Origin of the sequence: Microbacterium sp. NPDC077391, from assembly GCF_040686955.1 — a bacterium.
GTDB lineage: Bacteria > Actinomycetota > Actinomycetes > Actinomycetales > Microbacteriaceae > Microbacterium > Microbacterium commune.
Genome location: NZ_JBFBMI010000004.1, coordinates 53,909 through 69,323, shown reverse-complemented (window position 1 = coordinate 69,323; position 15,415 = coordinate 53,909). Strand labels below are relative to the sequence as shown.

17 protein-coding genes are annotated in these 15,415 nt (G+C 70.7%); 13 read left to right on the top strand and 4 right to left on the bottom strand.

Annotated elements, in window-relative coordinates; translation table 11 throughout:
• Nucleotides 1–63 precede the first annotated feature (63 nt).
• From AB0O65_RS11200 to AB0O65_RS11190, 3 genes are all read left to right on the top strand, one after another.
• A complete protein-coding gene (locus tag AB0O65_RS11200; protein ID WP_071641610.1) occupies nucleotides 64–348 on the top strand; it encodes a DUF6412 domain-containing protein in 285 nt (94 codons plus the stop codon).
• A 73-nt stretch (nucleotides 349–421) separates the two neighbouring features.
• Nucleotides 422–1,162 (top strand): membrane protein insertase YidC, encoded by a 741-nt coding sequence (gene yidC / locus AB0O65_RS11195; protein ID WP_363385170.1) that lies wholly within the window; start codon nucleotides 422–424, stop codon nucleotides 1,160–1,162.
• 41 nt (nucleotides 1,163–1,203) lie between these two features.
• A complete protein-coding gene (locus tag AB0O65_RS11190; protein WP_363385167.1) occupies nucleotides 1,204–2,508 on the top strand; it encodes a M18 family aminopeptidase in 1,305 nt (434 codons plus the stop codon).
• Between the two features lie 46 nt (nucleotides 2,509–2,554).
• On the opposite strand, the gene AB0O65_RS11185 is transcribed toward AB0O65_RS11190, so the two are convergent.
• A complete protein-coding gene (locus AB0O65_RS11185) occupies nucleotides 2,555–2,962 on the bottom strand; it encodes an arsenate reductase ArsC (protein ID WP_363385164.1) in 408 nt (135 codons plus the stop codon).
• A 36-nt stretch (nucleotides 2,963–2,998) separates the two neighbouring features.
• On the bottom strand, nucleotides 2,999–4,297 hold the full coding sequence (locus tag AB0O65_RS11180) for an NAD(P)-binding domain-containing protein (protein ID WP_363385161.1): 1,299 nt from the start codon (nucleotides 4,295–4,297) through the stop codon (nucleotides 2,999–3,001).
• Nucleotides 4,298–4,379: 82 nt separating this feature from the next.
• Between AB0O65_RS11180 and AB0O65_RS11175 the strand changes: the two genes are divergently transcribed.
• From AB0O65_RS11175 to AB0O65_RS11165, 3 genes are read left to right on the top strand one after another with little or no spacing between them, the layout of a single operon-like run.
• A complete protein-coding gene (locus AB0O65_RS11175) occupies nucleotides 4,380–4,721 on the top strand; it encodes a metalloregulator ArsR/SmtB family transcription factor (protein WP_363385158.1) in 342 nt (113 codons plus the stop codon).
• Nucleotides 4,722–4,778: 57 nt separating this feature from the next.
• Nucleotides 4,779–6,224, top strand: a complete 1,446-nt coding sequence (locus tag AB0O65_RS11170) for a cytosine permease (RefSeq protein ID WP_363385155.1) — start codon at nucleotides 4,779–4,781, stop codon at nucleotides 6,222–6,224.
• Complete coding sequence (locus tag AB0O65_RS11165) at nucleotides 6,221–6,775, top strand: cysteine hydrolase (protein ID WP_071641626.1); 555 nt, start codon at nucleotides 6,221–6,223, stop codon at nucleotides 6,773–6,775. Before AB0O65_RS11170 ends, AB0O65_RS11165 begins: the two co-directional genes overlap by 4 nt.
• A 6-nt stretch (nucleotides 6,776–6,781) precedes the next feature.
• On the opposite strand, the gene AB0O65_RS11160 is transcribed toward AB0O65_RS11165, so the two are convergent.
• The gene (locus AB0O65_RS11160; protein ID WP_313480050.1) at nucleotides 6,782–8,281 is read right to left on the bottom strand and encodes a glutamate-cysteine ligase family protein; all 1,500 of its coding nucleotides are present in this window, start codon (nucleotides 8,279–8,281) and stop codon (nucleotides 6,782–6,784) included.
• Between the two features lie 132 nt (nucleotides 8,282–8,413).
• Between AB0O65_RS11160 and kynA the strand changes: the two genes are divergently transcribed.
• The 6 genes from kynA to AB0O65_RS11130 all read left to right on the top strand — a co-directional run bounded on the left by kynA (nucleotide 8,414) and on the right by AB0O65_RS11130 (nucleotide 13,393).
• Complete coding sequence (gene kynA / locus AB0O65_RS11155; protein ID WP_071641630.1) at nucleotides 8,414–9,268, top strand: tryptophan 2,3-dioxygenase; 855 nt, start codon at nucleotides 8,414–8,416, stop codon at nucleotides 9,266–9,268.
• Nucleotides 9,269–10,237 (top strand): hydrolase, encoded by a 969-nt coding sequence (locus tag AB0O65_RS11150; protein ID WP_363385150.1) that lies wholly within the window; start codon nucleotides 9,269–9,271, stop codon nucleotides 10,235–10,237.
• A 1-nt stretch (nucleotide 10,238) separates the two neighbouring features.
• On the top strand, nucleotides 10,239–11,465 hold the full coding sequence (locus tag AB0O65_RS11145) for an aminotransferase class V-fold PLP-dependent enzyme (RefSeq protein ID WP_191712735.1): 1,227 nt from the start codon (nucleotides 10,239–10,241) through the stop codon (nucleotides 11,463–11,465).
• Nucleotides 11,462–12,301 (top strand): PaaX family transcriptional regulator C-terminal domain-containing protein, encoded by an 840-nt coding sequence (locus tag AB0O65_RS11140; protein WP_071641637.1) that lies wholly within the window; start codon nucleotides 11,462–11,464, stop codon nucleotides 12,299–12,301. Before AB0O65_RS11145 ends, AB0O65_RS11140 begins: the two co-directional genes overlap by 4 nt.
• Nucleotides 12,298–12,942, top strand: a complete 645-nt coding sequence (locus AB0O65_RS11135; RefSeq protein ID WP_071641639.1) for a thioredoxin domain-containing protein — start codon at nucleotides 12,298–12,300, stop codon at nucleotides 12,940–12,942. Before AB0O65_RS11140 ends, AB0O65_RS11135 begins: the two co-directional genes overlap by 4 nt.
• 106 nt (nucleotides 12,943–13,048) lie before the next feature.
• Nucleotides 13,049–13,393, top strand: a complete 345-nt coding sequence (locus tag AB0O65_RS11130) for a hypothetical protein (protein WP_363385145.1) — start codon at nucleotides 13,049–13,051, stop codon at nucleotides 13,391–13,393.
• Nucleotides 13,394–13,481: 88 nt separating this feature from the next.
• On the opposite strand, the gene AB0O65_RS11125 is transcribed toward AB0O65_RS11130, so the two are convergent.
• A complete protein-coding gene (locus tag AB0O65_RS11125) occupies nucleotides 13,482–13,883 on the bottom strand; it encodes a hypothetical protein (RefSeq protein WP_363385142.1) in 402 nt (133 codons plus the stop codon).
• A 120-nt stretch (nucleotides 13,884–14,003) separates the two neighbouring features.
• Here AB0O65_RS11125 and AB0O65_RS11120 point away from each other — a divergent pair, with 120 nt between their 5' ends.
• On the top strand, nucleotides 14,004–15,413 hold the full coding sequence (locus tag AB0O65_RS11120; RefSeq protein ID WP_363385139.1) for an MFS transporter: 1,410 nt from the start codon (nucleotides 14,004–14,006) through the stop codon (nucleotides 15,411–15,413).
• The last annotated feature ends 2 nt before the right edge of the window (nucleotides 15,414–15,415 follow it).

The window sequence follows — 15,415 nt, the reverse complement described above, 5'->3', positions numbered from 1 at the left end:
CCTCTCGCCCTTCGCATGTCCGCGACCGGATGGAGTGGTAGCGTCGGGCCGGAAGGAGGGGTGATGATCGACGCGATCGGGACGCTGCTGAGAACGCTGCTCGTGGCGCTCGGCGCCGTGCCCCTCCCCCCTGGGCTGACCGCCGGAGGCATGCTCGGCATCGCCGCGATTCTCGTCGCAGCGACCGTGCTCGCGATCGCGCTCGCTCTGCTGACACCGCGGTTCGGCGTCCGTTCGGCGCCGTATCCGCGACGCGCCATCGGTGCGTCTGTGCTGCTCGCGCAGAGCGATCCGGACGCCGACGGTCATCCTCGTCCGCGAGCGCCGGGGGCAGCGCCCGCCGCCTGATCCGTCCTCGCACTCGCTGAGGGGCGGGTCTCGTGGCCTCCGGCCCACCCCCCCCTCCTGCGAACGGACGCTCATGGACATCTTCGCCATCCCGCCACTGACCCTTCTTCTCGACGCCGCGTACTCCGCTCTCCTCTCCCTCTCCGGGGTTCTCGACCCCGTCGCAAGCTCGGCGTCTGCCGCGCTGGCGGTGATGCTCGTGACCATCGGGGTGCGCGCCGCGCTCATCCCCGTCGGCATCTCCCAGGCCAGAGCCGAGCAGCTGCGCGCTCGACTCGCTCCGCGTCTGCGTGCTCTGCAGCAGCGGCACGGCAAAGACCGCGAGCGATTGCAGCGCGAGACCATGGCCCTGTACCGCGACGAGCAGACGTCACCCCTGGCCGGCTGCCTGCCGCTGATCGTGCAGGCCGCCGTCGTGGGCGTTCTGTACACGCTGTTCCTGCGCCCGGAGATCGCCGGGCACCCGAACGCGCTGCTGGCGCACGACCTGCTCGGAGCTCCCCTGGGCGACTCGCTGATCGCGGCGGTCGGCTCCGGCCTCAACGGGCAGACAGCCGCCGTCTGGGCGGTCGTGCTCGTGGTGATCGTGGTCGTCGCAGACGTCACGCGCCGCGTGTTCCGTCCGCAGGTGCCGGCAGACGGGCCGCTGGCGGCCCCGGGCATGCTCGGCGTGATGAACACGATGCACTACCTCACTGCGGTCTTCGCGGTGTTCGTGCCGCTCGCCGCAGCCCTCTACCTCGTGGTGACCGTCACCTGGACGCTCGGACAGCGCTGGGCGCTGCGACGGCGCTACCCGCTGCCGGATGCGTGACGGGCGGGCCGCATCGGGACAGGCGGATTAGGCTCGTAGCCATGCCCGTCGTCTCCGCCGCCCACACGCATGCCGCCGACCTCGCCGACTTCGTCGCCGCCTCGCCGTCGAGCTACCACGCCGCCGCGGAGGTCGCGCGTCGTCTCGAGGAGGCCGGATTCACCCGGCTCGACGAGACCGCGGAGTGGCCCGCACAGGCCGGCGGGCGGTTCGTCGTCGTGCGCGACGGCGCGGCGATCGCGTGGGCCGTTCCCGCCGATGCCGCGGCCACGACCCCGGTGCACGTTCTCGGCGCGCACACCGACTCCCCCGGCTTCAAGCTGAAGCCCAAGCCGACCACCGGGTCGCGCGGCTGGCTGCAGGCGGCCGTCGAGGTCTACGGCGGCCCGCTGCTGAACTCCTGGCTCGATCGCGAGCTGCGCCTCGCCGGGCGCCTCGCACTGGCCGACGGGCGGGTCGTGCTCGCGGCGACCGGACCGCTGCTGCGCCTGCCGCACCTGGCGATCCATCTCGACCGCGGCGTGAACGACGGCCTGGCGCTCGACAAGCAGACCGGCACGCAGCCCGTGTGGGGACTCGGTGATGCCGAGTCCGCCGACATCCTCGCCGAGCTCGCGGCCTCAGCGGGAGTCGACGCCCTCGACATCCGCGGCTTCGATGCCGTGGTGGCGGATGCCGCTCGCGGCGCCGTCTTCGGCAAGGACGACGCGTTCTTCGCATCCGGTCGCCTCGACGACCTCGCGTCGGTGCACGCCGCGGTGGTCGCGCTGATCGACGCCGCAGGCCCGTCGACGGACGCCGCGCCCCAGGGCGACGCGGTGATCCCGGTGCTCGCCGCCTTCGACCACGAGGAGCTCGGCTCCGAGTCGCGCTCGGGTGCGGCAGGGCCCTTCCTCGAAGACGTGCTCGCGCGCGTGTACGCCTCGCTCGGCGCCGACGTCACCGAGCAGCGCCGCGCGTTCGCCGCGTCGTGGCACCTGTCGAGCGACGTCGGCCACTCCGTGCACCCGAACTACGCGCACCGGCACGATCCGGTCGTGCAGCCGGTGCTCGGCTCGGGCCCCATTCTCAAGATCAACGCGAACCAGCGGTACGCCACCGATGCCGTCGGCGCGGCGGCGTGGGCCCGGTGGTGCGAGAGCGCCGGCGTCGGCTCGCAGGAGTTCGTGTCGAACAACGCCGTCCCGTGCGGGTCGACGATCGGCCCGATCACGGCGACGCGTCTGGGCATCCGGACGGTCGATGTCGGCATCCCGATCCTGTCGATGCACTCCGCACGCGAACTGGCGGGCGTGAGCGATCTGTACGACCTGTCGCGCGTCGCCCGCGCGTTCTTCGCCGGCTGAGCCCGACGCGCGACGACGCGCCGTCGGGCCTAGGCCCGACGGACGCTCAGACCAGTTCTCGCACCAGCGTCTCGATGAGCGAGCGGATCTCGTCGCGGATCGGTCGGACGGCGTCGATGCCCTGCCCGGCGGGATCGTCGAGCTTCCAGTCCTCGTAGCGCTTGCCGGGAAAGAACGGGCAGGCGTCGCCGCAGCCCATCGTGATCACGACGTCGGATGCCTGCACGGCCTCGGTCGTGAGCACCTTGGGCTGCTCGGCGGTGATGTCGATGCCGACCTCGCCCATCGCCTCGACGGCGATCGGGTTGATCTGCTCGGCTGGCATCGATCCGGCAGAGCGGACCTCGATGCGGTCGCCGGCGATGTCGCGCAGGAAGCCGGCGGCCATCTGGGATCTGCCGGCGTTGTGCACGCACACGAAGAGGACGGACGGCTTGAACGCGGGGCTGGTCATGGGGGCTCCTCAGCGGCGGGTGATGGGAGAGGCTGGTCAGCCTGCGGTGACGGGACGAGAGCCGAGCGGGATGAGCGCGGGAGCGCAGCATCCGCCCTGCGGCGAGTCGAAGGCGCTCGCACCCCCGCAGACACCGGTGTCGGGCAGCACGAGCTCGGTGCGCTCGGCACCTTCGTGATCGCCGGCGAGATGGGCGACGACGCTGCGCACCTGCTCGAAGCCGGTCAGCGCGAGGAAGGTGGGCGCCCGGCCGTAGGACTTCGCACCGACGATGAAGAAGCCGTCCTCCGGATGCCGCAGCTGGCGCGCACCGGTCGCCGACACGGATCCGCAGGAGTGGATGTTCGGGTCGATCTCGGCGGCGATACCGGCGACCGCGTCGAGGGAGGGGTCGACGTCGATGCGCAGCTCGCGCAGGATGCCGAGGTCGGGGCGAAACCCGGTGAGCGCGACGACACGGTCGACCCCGGCGATCTCCCGACCCGCCTCTGAGACGATCACCAGTCCGGCGCCCTCTCGTCGGAACTCCGCGACCCGGAATCCCGTGACGACCTCGACGACGCCGGCCTCGATCACCTTGCGGGCGCGCGATCCGAGCACCGCGCGCTCAGCGAGCTCGTCCCGCTCACCGCCGCCGAACAGATTCGTCGTGCTCCCGCGGCGCAGCAGCCACGTGATGCGCATGCTCGGGTCTCGGCGGGCGAGCTCGCTGAGCCGCAGCACCGCGTGCGTCGCCGAATGACCGGCCCCGACGACGGCCACGTGACGGCCGGCGCACGACGAGACATCGTCCGGGATGCGGTATGAGATCCGTCCGGATGCCGCTGCTTCGCCGACCGCCGGGAATCCGTCGGCCCCCGCGGGGTTGGGCTGGTTCCAGGTGCCGCTCGCGTCGATCACCGCTCGCGCGAGGATGCGCCCGTCACGCCCGTGCCGGTCCTGCGTGTGCACGACGAACGGCTGGCTCCTGCGGCCGCCGTCGACCACCTTGTCGCGCCCGCGACGAGCGATCCCGGTGACGGTCGTGCCGTAGCGCACGCGCTCGCCCAGGGCATCCGCGAGGGGCGCGAGGTAGTCGCGCACCCATTCCGCCCCCGTCGGGTATCCGCGATCGGGTGCCGCCCACCCCGATGCCTCGAGCAGGCGCCGAGCGGCGGCATCCATCAGCTCCGGCCACGCCGAGAAGAGCCTGACGTGTCCCCACTCCGTGACGGCGGCACCCGCGGAGCTGCCCCGTTCGACGACCACCGACGCGATCCCGCGCTCGGTGAGGTGAGCGGCCGCAGCCAGCCCCTGCGGGCCCGCGCCGACGACCACGACGGGAAGTCCGGACATCTCATCTCCTCAGATCGAAGAACGTCAATATGAAACGGTGCCGCACCTATCGAAGATTGTCAATACGTGTCAGGATATCGGCATGAGCCTGCCCGCGACCATCGACGAATCCGCCTGCTGCGTGCCGCGCGTCACGTCTCCGCTGACCGCACAGCAGACGGAGCAGGTCGCCCGGGTCTTCAAGGCCCTCGGCGACCCGACCCGCGTCGCCCTCCTCTCGCTCATCGCGCGCAGCGAGGGGGGCGAGGCGTGCATCTGCGATCTCACCGATCCGGTCGGCCTCTCCCAGGCCACGGTCTCCCACCACATGAAGCTGCTCGCCGAGGCCGGGCTCGTCACCAGGGAGCAGCGCGGCAGATGGGCGTACTTCGCCGTGGACGGCGACGCACTCGCCGCGGCCGCCGACGCGCTGCGCCCCTCCTGACCTCGATCTGCCGCGCCGCGGTCCGCGGTCCGCGGTCCGCGGTGCCAGGATGAGGGCATGACCGACATCACGCCGCCCGCGCTCATCGAGCGAGCGGGCATCGAGATCATCCCCGAATCCCAGCGCACGGCGAGGCCCCGCGACCTGTTCTGGCCGTGGTTCGCCGCCAACGTCTCGGTGTTCGGCATGTCGTACGGCTCGTTCGTGCTCGGCTTCGGCATCTCGTTCTACCAGGCGACGGTCGTCTCGATCATCGGGATCGTCGTGTCGTTCCTGCTCTGCGGCCTGATCGCCATCGCGGGCAAACGCGGATCGACGCCCACCATGGTGCTCTCGCGGGCCGCGTTCGGCGTGCACGGGCAGAAGGTGCCCGGCATCGTGTCGTGGCTCACCTCGATCGGTTGGGAGACGTTCCTCGCGATCATGGCCGTGCTGGCCACCGCCACCGTGATCACCCGCCTCGGCGGCGACGGCGACAGCGTCACCCTGAAGATCATCGCCACGGTCATCGTCGCCGCCCTCATCGTGACCGCATCCGTGCTCGGGTATCACACGATCATGAAGCTGCAGTCGGTGCTCACCTGGGTCACCGGCGTCGTCACCGTCCTTTACGTGATCCTCGCCGCGCCCACCATCGACCTCGCCGCCGTGCTCGCCCAGCCGAGCGGCAGCGCGGCACAGGTCATCGGCGCGCTCGTGATGGTCATGACCGGGTTCGGGCTGGGCTGGATCAACATCGCCGCCGACTGGTCGCGGTATCAGAAGCGCACGGCATCCGACGGCGCGATCGTCTTCTGGAACACGCTCGGCGGGGCGATCGCCCCCGTCATCCTCGTGGTGTTCGGCCTGCTGCTCGCCGGCTCCGACGAGAAGCTCATGGCGGCCGTCGGCGCCGATCCGATCGGAGCCCTCGCCACGATCCTCCCGACCTGGGTTCTCGTGCCGTTCCTGCTGACGGCCGTACTCGCCCTCGTCTCGGGAGCCGTGCTCGGCATCTACTCCTCGGGCCTCACGCTGCTCAGCCTCGGCATCCGGATCCCGCGTCCGGCGGCGGCGGGCATCGACGGCCTCATCCTCACCGTCGTGACGATCCTCGTCGTCTTCGGCGACCAGGGCTTCCTCGGCCCGTTCCAGTCGTTCCTGATCACGCTCGGCGTTCCGCTGGCATCGTGGGCGGGCATCCTCATCGCCGACATCCTGCGCCGTCGGCGCGACTACGACGAGGCCGCGCTGTTCGATCCGAACGGACGCTACGGCGCCTGGGACTGGACCTCGATCGGCACCATGATCGTCGCGTCGGTCATCGGCTGGGGTCTGGTCGTGAACCTGTTCGCCGACGACGCGGCCTGGAACAACTGGCAGGGCTACCTGCTGCCGCTCATCGGCGGCAAGGACGGCGAGTGGGCGTACGCGAACCTCGGCGTCTTCGTCGCCCTGGTGCTCTCGTTCGTCGTCACGTGGTTCGCGCGCGCCGGACGCATCCGCCGTCAGGAGCAGGCGTGACGGAGGGCTGGCTGGTCGTCGTCGACCCGCAGAACATCTTCGCCTCGCCGCAGTCCGAGTGGGGGTCGCCCTTCTTCGCCGAGGCGATGGCGAACATCGGGCGACTGGCCGAGCGCTTCGGCGAGCGGGTGGTGGTGACCAGGTGGATGCCCACGGCCGACCGCTCCACGTCGTGGGGGGCGTACTTCACCGCGTGGCCGTTCGCCGATCAGCCGGCGGGCGACGCCCTGTTCGATCTCGTGCCCGAAGCGGTGAGCCTGTCGGCGCGACCGACTCTCGATCTGCCGACGTTCGGCAAGTGGGGCGTCGAGCTCGAGACGATCGTCGGTCGCGGCGCGCACGTCGTGCTGGCCGGGGTCTCGACCGACTGCTGCGTGCTGTCGACCGCGCTGGCCGGAGCGGATGCCGGGGCGCACCTCACCGTCGCCACCGACGCGTGCGCGGGCTCGACAGCCGAGAATCACGCCGCCGCGGTGCACGTGCTGGGCCTGTATCCACCGCAGATCACCCTCGCGACGACGGCCGAGATCCTCGCGCTCGCCGAGGGCTGAGCGCGCTCACGCCGTCCAGCTGTGCACCGGCTCGCCGGAGTGCATGCGCTCGAGGTAGTCGTCGAGCATCCCGCGCAGCGCGTCGGGACGCGACGCTCCCGCGGCCTCCCTGGCGGCGACGTTCGCGCGCTGCCAGGTGGCGCCGTTGCGGCCGGTGACGCAGCGCTGCTCGATGATGCCCAGATAGCGCTCGCGCGTCTCGGCCGAGACGCCGTAGGCGTCGAGCCCCTCCGCGGCGAGCGGCAGCAGTCGGCGCAGCACCAGCTCACGCGGTCCGACCCAGCCCAGTTCGGGCCAGTACAGCTGCGACTCGATGCCCTGGCGCGCGGCGGAATGCAGGTTCTCCCGCGCGGCGTCGAAGGTCATCTGGCTCCACAGCGGACGCTCGCTGTGCGCGAGCGAGTGCAGCAGGCCGTAGTAGAACGCGGTGTCGGCCAGGGCATCCGCCATCGAGGGCGAGGCGGGCAGCACCCGGTTCTCGAGGCGCAGGTGGCAGCCGCCGTCCTGCGTGTCGTAGATGGGTCGGTTCCAGCGGTAGACGGTGCCGTTGTGCATCCGCAGCTCGCTGAGGTCGGGGGCGGTGCCCGATCGCAGCGTCTCGAGCGGGTCCTGGTCGGAGCTCTCCGGCAGCAGCGCAGGGAAGTAGCGCGAGTTCTCCTCGAAGAGGTCGAAGATCGATGTGATCCAGCGCTCGCCGAACCACACGCGCGGTCGCACGCCCTGGTTCTTCAGCTCCTGCGAGCGCGTGTCGGTGGCCTGCTCGAACATCGGGATGCGCGTCTCGTGCCACAGCGCACGGCCCGCGAAGAACGGCGAATTGGCCGCCAGCGCCACCTGCACCCCGGCGATCGCCTGCGCCGCGTTCCAGTGCGCGGCGAACTCCTCTGGCTTGACCTGCAGGTGCAGCTGCATCGAGGTGCAGGCGGCCTCGGGCACGATCGTGTCGCAGATGATGTCGAGGTCTTCCGGGTCTGCGTCGTCGGTGAGGGGAACCCCGTCGAGTCGCAGCTCGATGTCCTCGCCGCGCGCGGCGAGGATCTGCTGTCCGAGCATCTTGTAGCGCGGTTCCCGCGACAGCCAGCGCTCGGTGAAGTGCGTCTCGTCGAGAGTGGGCAGCATGCCGATCATCGCGAGGTCGCTGCCGGCGCTGTGGGCCCGCTCGTCCGCGGCGGCGAACGCCGAGCCCAGCACCTTCTCGAGCTCGGTCAGGCTGTCGCCGCCGAGCGGCCGGGGAGCCACGTTGATCTCGACGTTGAACCGCCCGAGCTCGGTCTGAAACGCCGGATTGGCGATGGCATCCAGTACCTGCTCGTTGGTCATGGCGGGGTTGCGCTCGCCGTCGACGAGGTTCAACTCGATCTCCAGACCGAGCTGCGGCTGCGAGGCCTCTTCGAACCAGCCGTCGCCGAGCATGTGCTCGAGCGCCTCCAGCCCGCGCTGCACCTGCTCGCGGAACCGCGCCCGATCCTGCCGAGTGAATCGCTGTGAGCTGATGCTGTCTCCCATGCTCGGAAGAATATCCGCTGCGGCCCGATCGCCCTGATCGGGCGGTGCCCCCTTGTCGCGGGCGCCCGATCGGTGCTAGCGAGCGGCATTTCACCGTTGTGACGACCGCAACAGAACTGATATGTTTCCGGGATGGCCACCGGCGACAACGAACGCGCGCTCGAAGACGGCATCGTCACCGACCTCGAGGATCGGATGACGTACGGCTCGTACCTCGACCTGGATCGGCTGCTCGGCGCTCAGCATCCGGTCTCGCGCCCCGAGCACCACGACGAGATGCTGTTCATCATCCAGCACCAGACCACCGAGCTGTGGCTCAAGCTCGTGCAGCACGAGCTGGGCACCGCGCGCGACCGTCTCGCCGCCGATGATCTGCGCTCGGCGCTGAAGCACATCGCCCGGGTCAAGCACATCCAGGAGGTGCTGACCCAGCAGTGGTCGGTGCTGGCCACCCTCACCCCCACCGAGTACGCGCAGTTCCGCGGCGCCCTCGGCAATTCCTCGGGATTCCAGTCGGTGCAGTACCGCGCTGTCGAGTTCGCACTCGGCAACAAGAACGAGCGGATGCTCGGCGTGTTCCGCGGCCACCCCGAGAACCTGGCGATGCTCACGGCCGAGTGGGAGCGCCCCACCCTGTACGACGAGTTCCTGCGGTACGCGTCGCGGCGGGGTCTGCCGATCCCGACCGAGGTGCTCGAGCGCGACGTCCGTCAGCCGTACCGCGAGCACCCCGAGCTCGTGCCGGCGATCCGCGAGATCTACGAGAACCCGCACGAGCACTGGGACCTGTACGAGGCGTGCGAAGAGCTCGTCGATGTCGAGGACAACTTCCAGTTCTGGCGCTTCCGGCACCTGCGCACCGTCACCCGCACGATCGGGATGAAGGTCGGCACCGGCGGGTCGAGCGGCGTGAGCTTTCTGCAGCGAGCTCTCGATCTCACGTTCTTCCCCGAGCTGTACAGCGTGCGCACCGAGATCGGCCGCTGAATGCGGGCGGTCACGTTCTTCGACGGCGAGGGGATGCACGACGGCACCCTCGACGTGCGCGATGGCCGCCTCCGCCTCCTGCCGCGGGCCGCGCCGACCGACACCCCGCACCTGGATGGCGTGATCACCGGCCTGTTCACCGACCATCACGTGCATCTGCAGCTCGTCGACCCCGACCTGCTTCCCGCGTCGCGGCTGGGCCGCGTGATCGACCTGGGCGCCGACCCGGACTGGATCGCCGAGGTGTCGCGGCACCGTGTGACCGTGCACTACGCCGGGCCGTTCCTGACCGCGCCTGGCGGGTACCCGTCGGATCGCGCGTGGGCTCCGACCGGTTCGGTGCGGGAGATCGCGGATGCCGAGCACGCCGCGCGCACGGTCGACGAGCTCGCGGCGGCCGAGGTGTCGCTGATCAAGGTCGTGGCCCACAGCGACGCGGGCCCGGCGATCGACGACGACGCGTTCCGCGCCGTGGTGCGCCAGGCGGCCGTGCACCGCCTGCCCGTCGTGGCTCACGCCGAGGGTGCCGGTCAGGCGCAGCGTGCGGTGCGGCTCGGCGCCACCCGACTGGCACACGCCCCGTTCAGCGAGCGCCTGACCGATACGGAGATCGCCGCGCAGGCGGCATCCGCATCCTGGATCTCGACCCTGGCGATCCACGACGACGACGCGCGCGCCGTCGCGATCGACAACGTGCGCCGCTTCGTCGCGGCCGGCGGCGAGGTGCTCTACGGCACCGACATGGGCAACGGCGCCACGCCGGTCGACCTGCGCGAGGCGGAGATCGACGCGCTGCGCGCCGCCGGGCTCGACGGGCTCGATCTGCTGACCGCCCTCTCGCCGGCCGACCCGCTCGCGGGCGGCGCCCTGCTGCTTCTCCCGGATGGCGACCCGAACCGGGCTCGCCGCCTCACCGCCGCCGACACCGACACCGACACCGACACCGACACCGACAGCACGGAGCCGTGACATGACCGACCTCATCGACGACCTGCTCGCCGAGGCACGCAAGCTCGACCAGGCCGACCCGCTCGCCCATCACATCGCCGAGTTCGCCGACGCCCCTGGCGTCACCGCGTACCTTGACGGGAACTCCCTGGGCCGTCCGCTGCGCGATCTGCCCGAGAAGGCCGCCGCCTTCATCCGCGACGACTGGGGCACGCGCCTCATCCGCTCGTGGGACGAGCAGTGGATGGCGCTGCCGATGCGGCTCGGCGATCGCATCGGCGCGATCACCCTCGGGGCCGCGGCCGGACAGACGGTGGTCGCCGACTCCACCAGCGTGCTGCTCTACAAGCTCATGCGCGCCGGTGTCGCCGCGCGTCCCGGGCGGGACGAGATCGTGATCGAGGCCGGCAACTTCCCCACCGACCGATTCATCGCCGCCGGCGTCGCGAACGAGACGGGCACCACCCTGCGCTGGGTCGAGCCCGATCCGATCCTCGGTGTCACCGCAGACCAGGTGGCGTCGGTCGTCTCCGAGCGCACCGCGCTCGTCGTGCTCAGCCACGTCGACTACCGCTCCGGCTCTCTGGCGGCGATGCCCGAGATCACCGCCGCGGTGCGGGATGCCGGCGCGCTGATGCTCTGGGATCTGTGCCACTCGGCCGGCGTCGTGCCGATGTCGCTCGACGAGTGGGGAGTCGACATGGCCGTCGGCTGCACGTACAAGTACCTGAACGGCGGGCCGGGCTCGCCGGCGTTCGGCTATCTGCGCGCCGAGCACCACGGTTCGATCGTGCAGCCGATCCACGGCTGGTGGGGCGCCGCCGACATCTTCGCGATGGGTCCCGAATACGCCCCGGTCTCCGGCATCCGGCAGCTGCTCAGCGGCACTCCCCCGGTGCTGTCGATGCTCGCGATGCAGGGCATGCTCGATCTGATCGAGCTCGAGGGGATCACGGCACTGCGGGTGAAGTCGATCACGCTCACCGAGTTCGCGATCCGCGCGTACGACGCGCTGCTCGCCCCGCTCGGGGTGCGGCTGCTGTCGCCGCGCGAGGCGTCGCGTCGCGGCGGACACGTGACGATCGGGCACGACTCGTTCCAGGAGGTCACGACGCGGCTGTGGGCCGACGGGGTCATCCCCGACTTCCGCTTCCCCGACGGCATCCGGCTCGGCCTGTCGCCGCTGAGCACCTCGCACGAGGAGACGCTGCGCGGCGTGATCGCCGTGCGCGACGCTCTGCAGTCATGACCGCGCACGCGAGCACGGACATCGTGCTCGACGACATCGAGGCGCGTCCCGGCAGCACGACCTCGCTGCTGCGCACGGTGATCGGACTGTACCTGCGACCCCTCGGCGGGCAGATCACCTCTGCCGCGCTCGTGCGCCTGGCCGGCGATCTCGGCATCCCGGCCGCTCGCGCGCGCACCGCGATCACCCGGCTCAAGCAGCGCGGCCTGCTGCTCGCCACCGCGGATGCCGGGTACGCCCTCAACCCGGCGGCGCTGCCCATGCTCGAACGCGGTGACCGACGCATCTTCGCGGTGCGCACGATGGCTGCGGACGACGAGTGGCTGCTCGTCTCGGCGACCATCCCCGAGACCCGACGCGACCTGAGGCATCAGCTGAGGCGGCGGCTGCAGTTCCTGGGCGCCGGGGCCGTCACGGCCGGACTGTGGATCCTTCCCGGCCACCTGGCCGATGAGGCCGAGCAGCTGCTGGCAGAGCTCGATGCCCGCGTCTACGCCACCCTGTTCCGCACGAGCGACCCGATGCCCGCCGATCCGCTCGCCTGCGCCGCCGCCCGATGGTGGGACCTCGACGCGCTGCGGGCGGAGCACGAGCGGTTCCTGGCATCCCTCGCCGATCTCGAGCACGCCGAGCCGTTCGCCGCGTACGTCCGCCTGATCGACAGCTGGCGTGTGCTGCCGTACATCGACCCCGGTCTGCCCCGCACACTGCTGCCCGACGACTGGCCCGGCGAGCGCAGCGTGCGCGAGTTCGAGCGCCTGTCGCTCGCGCTCGCCCCGGCGGCGCTCGCCCACGCGCGGGATGCCGTGCCGCGAGCTGACAGGATCGAGACATGAAGAACTCCGTCAGAGCCGTCATCATCACCGGCGGCCTGGTCATGGTGCTGCTGATCGGCGTGCTGGTGTGGGCCGTGGCGCAGCGCGCCGAGTCCGAGAACGACCCGAAGCCGCAGGTGCTGCGGGAGGAGTCGCACGTGCTCGACGACGGTGGAGCCGATGCCGTGACCGTGGTGGAGTTCCTCGACTTCGAGTGCGAGGCGTGCGGCGCGTTCCACCCCGTGGTCGAGGATCTGCGGCAGAGGTACGACGGGCAGATCACCTACGCCGTGCGGTACTTCCCGCTGCCGGGGCACGTGAACTCGATGGACGCGGCACTCGCCGCCGAGGCCGCAGCCCAGCAGGGCGAGTTCGAGGCGATGTACCTGCGGCTGTTCCAGACGCAGGCCGAGTGGGCCGGTGCCACCGAACCGACCCCGGCGGTGTTCCGTGCGCTGGCCGAGGAGATCGGCCTCGACATGGCGGCATACGACGAGGCCGTCGCCGATCCCGCCACCGCCGAGCGCGTGCGGCGCGACAGATCCGAGGGCACCTTCCTCGGTGTCGAGGGCACACCGACGTTCTTCGTCGACGGGCGGATGGTCGCGATCAGCGCGCCCGATGATCTCGAGAGGGCGATCGTCGAGGCGCAGTCGCGCTGACCGCCGAGCGAGCACCGGGGGTGTGTTTCGCCGCGTGTCGGCGGTGATCGACGCATCACCGAGGCCGGACGTATTCTCGGTGCACCCGATCGTGAGGAGACCCACCGTGAACACGCCGCCGACCCGCCTTTCGCCCCTCGAGGTGCGTGAGCGTGCGGCGTGCATGTGCGACCACGGCGACGTGTGCTCCTCGTACGCGCCCGGTCACGCCCTGCACCTGATCCAGGCGCGGATGGCGGCGGCGACGCCCCTGGGCTGGACGGATGCCGTGGTGGAGACCGCCGACGCGGCATCCGGCGTCCTGGGTCTGCGCACCCTCGCCGGCGATGCGGTCTCGATCTGGAGCGCGGCCGGAGCCGCACTCGAGGCACCGGCGGGCACACCGGTCGCGCTGCATGCCGCGTACGACGTGCTGGCCGTCGGCCGCGTGCTCTACAACGTCGCGCGCTGACGCGAAGCGCTTTCGAATCGCTCGAATGGCGGCGTACGACAGCCGAGGGCGACCAGATGAGCGATTCGAACGTGGCTTGCCTGCTTCGTCAGGAGGCCATCTTCGTCATGGCGTCGCGCATCTCCATGCAGGCGTCCAAGCACGCCCTGCAGGCCTGAGCGCACATCCGGCAGACGTCACTGTGCTCGGCGTGCGCCTGGCAGTCGTCCATGCACATCCGACACATCGCGATGCAGGCGTCGAGCATCGACATCATGACCGGTGCGGTCATGCCCTGCATCCGCAGCATCGTGCGCATCATCGCGCCGCACATGTCGGCGCAGTTCATGCACGCGACGCTGCAGTCCATCATCTGCGTCGAGCAGACCGTGCACGCCTGCTCGCACGCCGCGCACGCGTCGATGCACGCCTGCATGACGGCCATGTCCATCATCTCCATGCCGGAGGTCTTCATCTCGGACGCCATCGCGTCCATCATCATCGAATCCATGCTTCGAACCGCCTTCGTCTTCGGCTTCACACCGGGATCTCAGACGGGGCAGGTCGTCCCGCCTCCGGCCAGGCTACGCCTGCTCGGGCCGCAGGTCGATGGCGGGAGTAGTGTCACCGTGTGCCCTCGTCCACCCCTGCGCCCGGATTCGACACCGTGCAGCGACTCGTCGTCGCCGTGGCCGTGCTGGCCTCGTTCGTCACCTTCCTCGACGGCACCGTGGTCACCGTCGCGCTGCCGGCGATCAGCCGCGAGCTGGGCGGCGGCATCGCCACGCAGCAGTGGGTGGTCGACGCGTATCTGATCACGCTGAGCGCGCTGATCCTGCTGGCGGGGTCGCTGTCGGATGCCTATGGCCGCGTGCGCGTGATGCGGATCGGTCTCATCGCCTTCGGCGTCGCCTCGATCGCCGTGGCGGCGGCTCCTGACCCGCTGGTGCTGATCATCGCCCGCGCGGCGCAGGGAGCCGCGGGCGCGCTGCTCGTGCCTAGTTCTCTCGCGCTGATCACGGCGACCATGCGCGGCGAGCTGCAGTCCCGGGCGATCGGGGTATGGACGGCATTCACCACCGCCGCGCAGCTGGCCGGCCCGCTGATGGGCGGTCTGTTCGTCGACCTGCTCTCGTGGCGTCTTGTCTTCGTCATCAACGTGCTGCCGATCGCCGTGACGCTGGTGCTGCTCGGCCGGCTGGATCTGCCTGAGCACGAGCGCGACGTGGACGTGGATTGGACGAGCGGCATCCTCTGCGCGCTGGGCCTGGGCGCGGTCGTCTTCGCGCTGATCGAGCAGGAGCGGCTGGGCTGGTCGAGTCCGGGCATCTGGATGCCAGGACTGGCCGGCGCCGCGCTGCTCGCGGTGTTCCTGTGGCGACAGACGCGTTCGGCGCATCCGCTGCTGCCCCTGTCGATGTTCGCGGTGCGCAACTTCGGATGGGGCAACGTCTCCACCCTGTTCGTCTACGCGGCGCTCTCGCTGAACGGGTTCGTCATCGGCGTCTACCTGCAGCAGGGGCCGGGGCTCAGTGCGACGGCGGCGGGGCTCGCGAGCCTGCCCGTGACGGTGCTGATGATCCTGCTCTCGTCGCGCGCCGGGGCGTGGGCTGGCCGGTTCGGACCCCGCCTGTTCATGACGGTCGGTCCGATCCTGATGGCGATCGGCGCCCTGCTGCTGCTCACCGTCGGCCGCGACTTCGACTACTGGTGGCAGGTGCTGCCGTCGATGCTCGCGCTCGGTCTGGGCCTGGCGCTGACGGTCGCCCCGCTGACCTCGGCGATCCTCGGCGCCATCGACGAGCGTCGCAGCGGCATCGCCTCGGCCGTGAACAATGCCGTCTCGCGCGTCGCCGGGCTGCTCGTGGTCGCACTGCTGTCGACCATCGTCGGCGGGTCGCTCGACCTCGACGGCTTCCACAGCGCCGCGGTCGTCACCGCCGCCCTGTTCGCGGCAGGCGGCGTGGTGTCGTGGATCGGCATCCGCCGCAATCCCGCCGAGCCTGCGGACCCGACTCCCGCTGCCGAGACGACTTGCTGAGC

Bases quoted from the DNA above. Each gene is read 5' to 3' on its own strand.
- AB0O65_RS11200 (WP_071641610.1), top strand. From the start codon at position 64: ATGATCGACGCGATCGGGACGCTGCTGAGAACGCTGCTCGTGGCGCTC.
- yidC (WP_363385170.1), top strand. From the start codon at position 422: ATGGACATCTTCGCCATCCCGCCACTGACCCTTCTTCTCGACGCCGCG.
- AB0O65_RS11190 (WP_363385167.1), top strand. From the start codon at position 1,204: ATGCCCGTCGTCTCCGCCGCCCACACGCATGCCGCCGACCTCGCCGAC.
- AB0O65_RS11185 (WP_363385164.1), bottom strand. From the start codon at position 2,962: ATGACCAGCCCCGCGTTCAAGCCGTCCGTCCTCTTCGTGTGCGTGCAC.
- AB0O65_RS11180 (WP_363385161.1), bottom strand. From the start codon at position 4,297: ATGTCCGGACTTCCCGTCGTGGTCGTCGGCGCGGGCCCGCAGGGGCTG.
- AB0O65_RS11175 (WP_363385158.1), top strand. From the start codon at position 4,380: ATGAGCCTGCCCGCGACCATCGACGAATCCGCCTGCTGCGTGCCGCGC.
- AB0O65_RS11170 (WP_363385155.1), top strand. From the start codon at position 4,779: ATGACCGACATCACGCCGCCCGCGCTCATCGAGCGAGCGGGCATCGAG.
- AB0O65_RS11160 (WP_313480050.1), bottom strand. From the start codon at position 8,281: ATGGGAGACAGCATCAGCTCACAGCGATTCACTCGGCAGGATCGGGCG.
- kynA (WP_071641630.1), top strand. From the start codon at position 8,414: ATGGCCACCGGCGACAACGAACGCGCGCTCGAAGACGGCATCGTCACC.
- AB0O65_RS11150 (WP_363385150.1), top strand. From the start codon at position 9,269: ATGCGGGCGGTCACGTTCTTCGACGGCGAGGGGATGCACGACGGCACC.
- AB0O65_RS11145 (WP_191712735.1), top strand. From the start codon at position 10,239: ATGACCGACCTCATCGACGACCTGCTCGCCGAGGCACGCAAGCTCGAC.
- AB0O65_RS11140 (WP_071641637.1), top strand. From the start codon at position 11,462: ATGACCGCGCACGCGAGCACGGACATCGTGCTCGACGACATCGAGGCG.
- AB0O65_RS11135 (WP_071641639.1), top strand. From the start codon at position 12,298: ATGAAGAACTCCGTCAGAGCCGTCATCATCACCGGCGGCCTGGTCATG.
- AB0O65_RS11125 (WP_363385142.1), bottom strand. From the start codon at position 13,883: ATGGATTCGATGATGATGGACGCGATGGCGTCCGAGATGAAGACCTCC.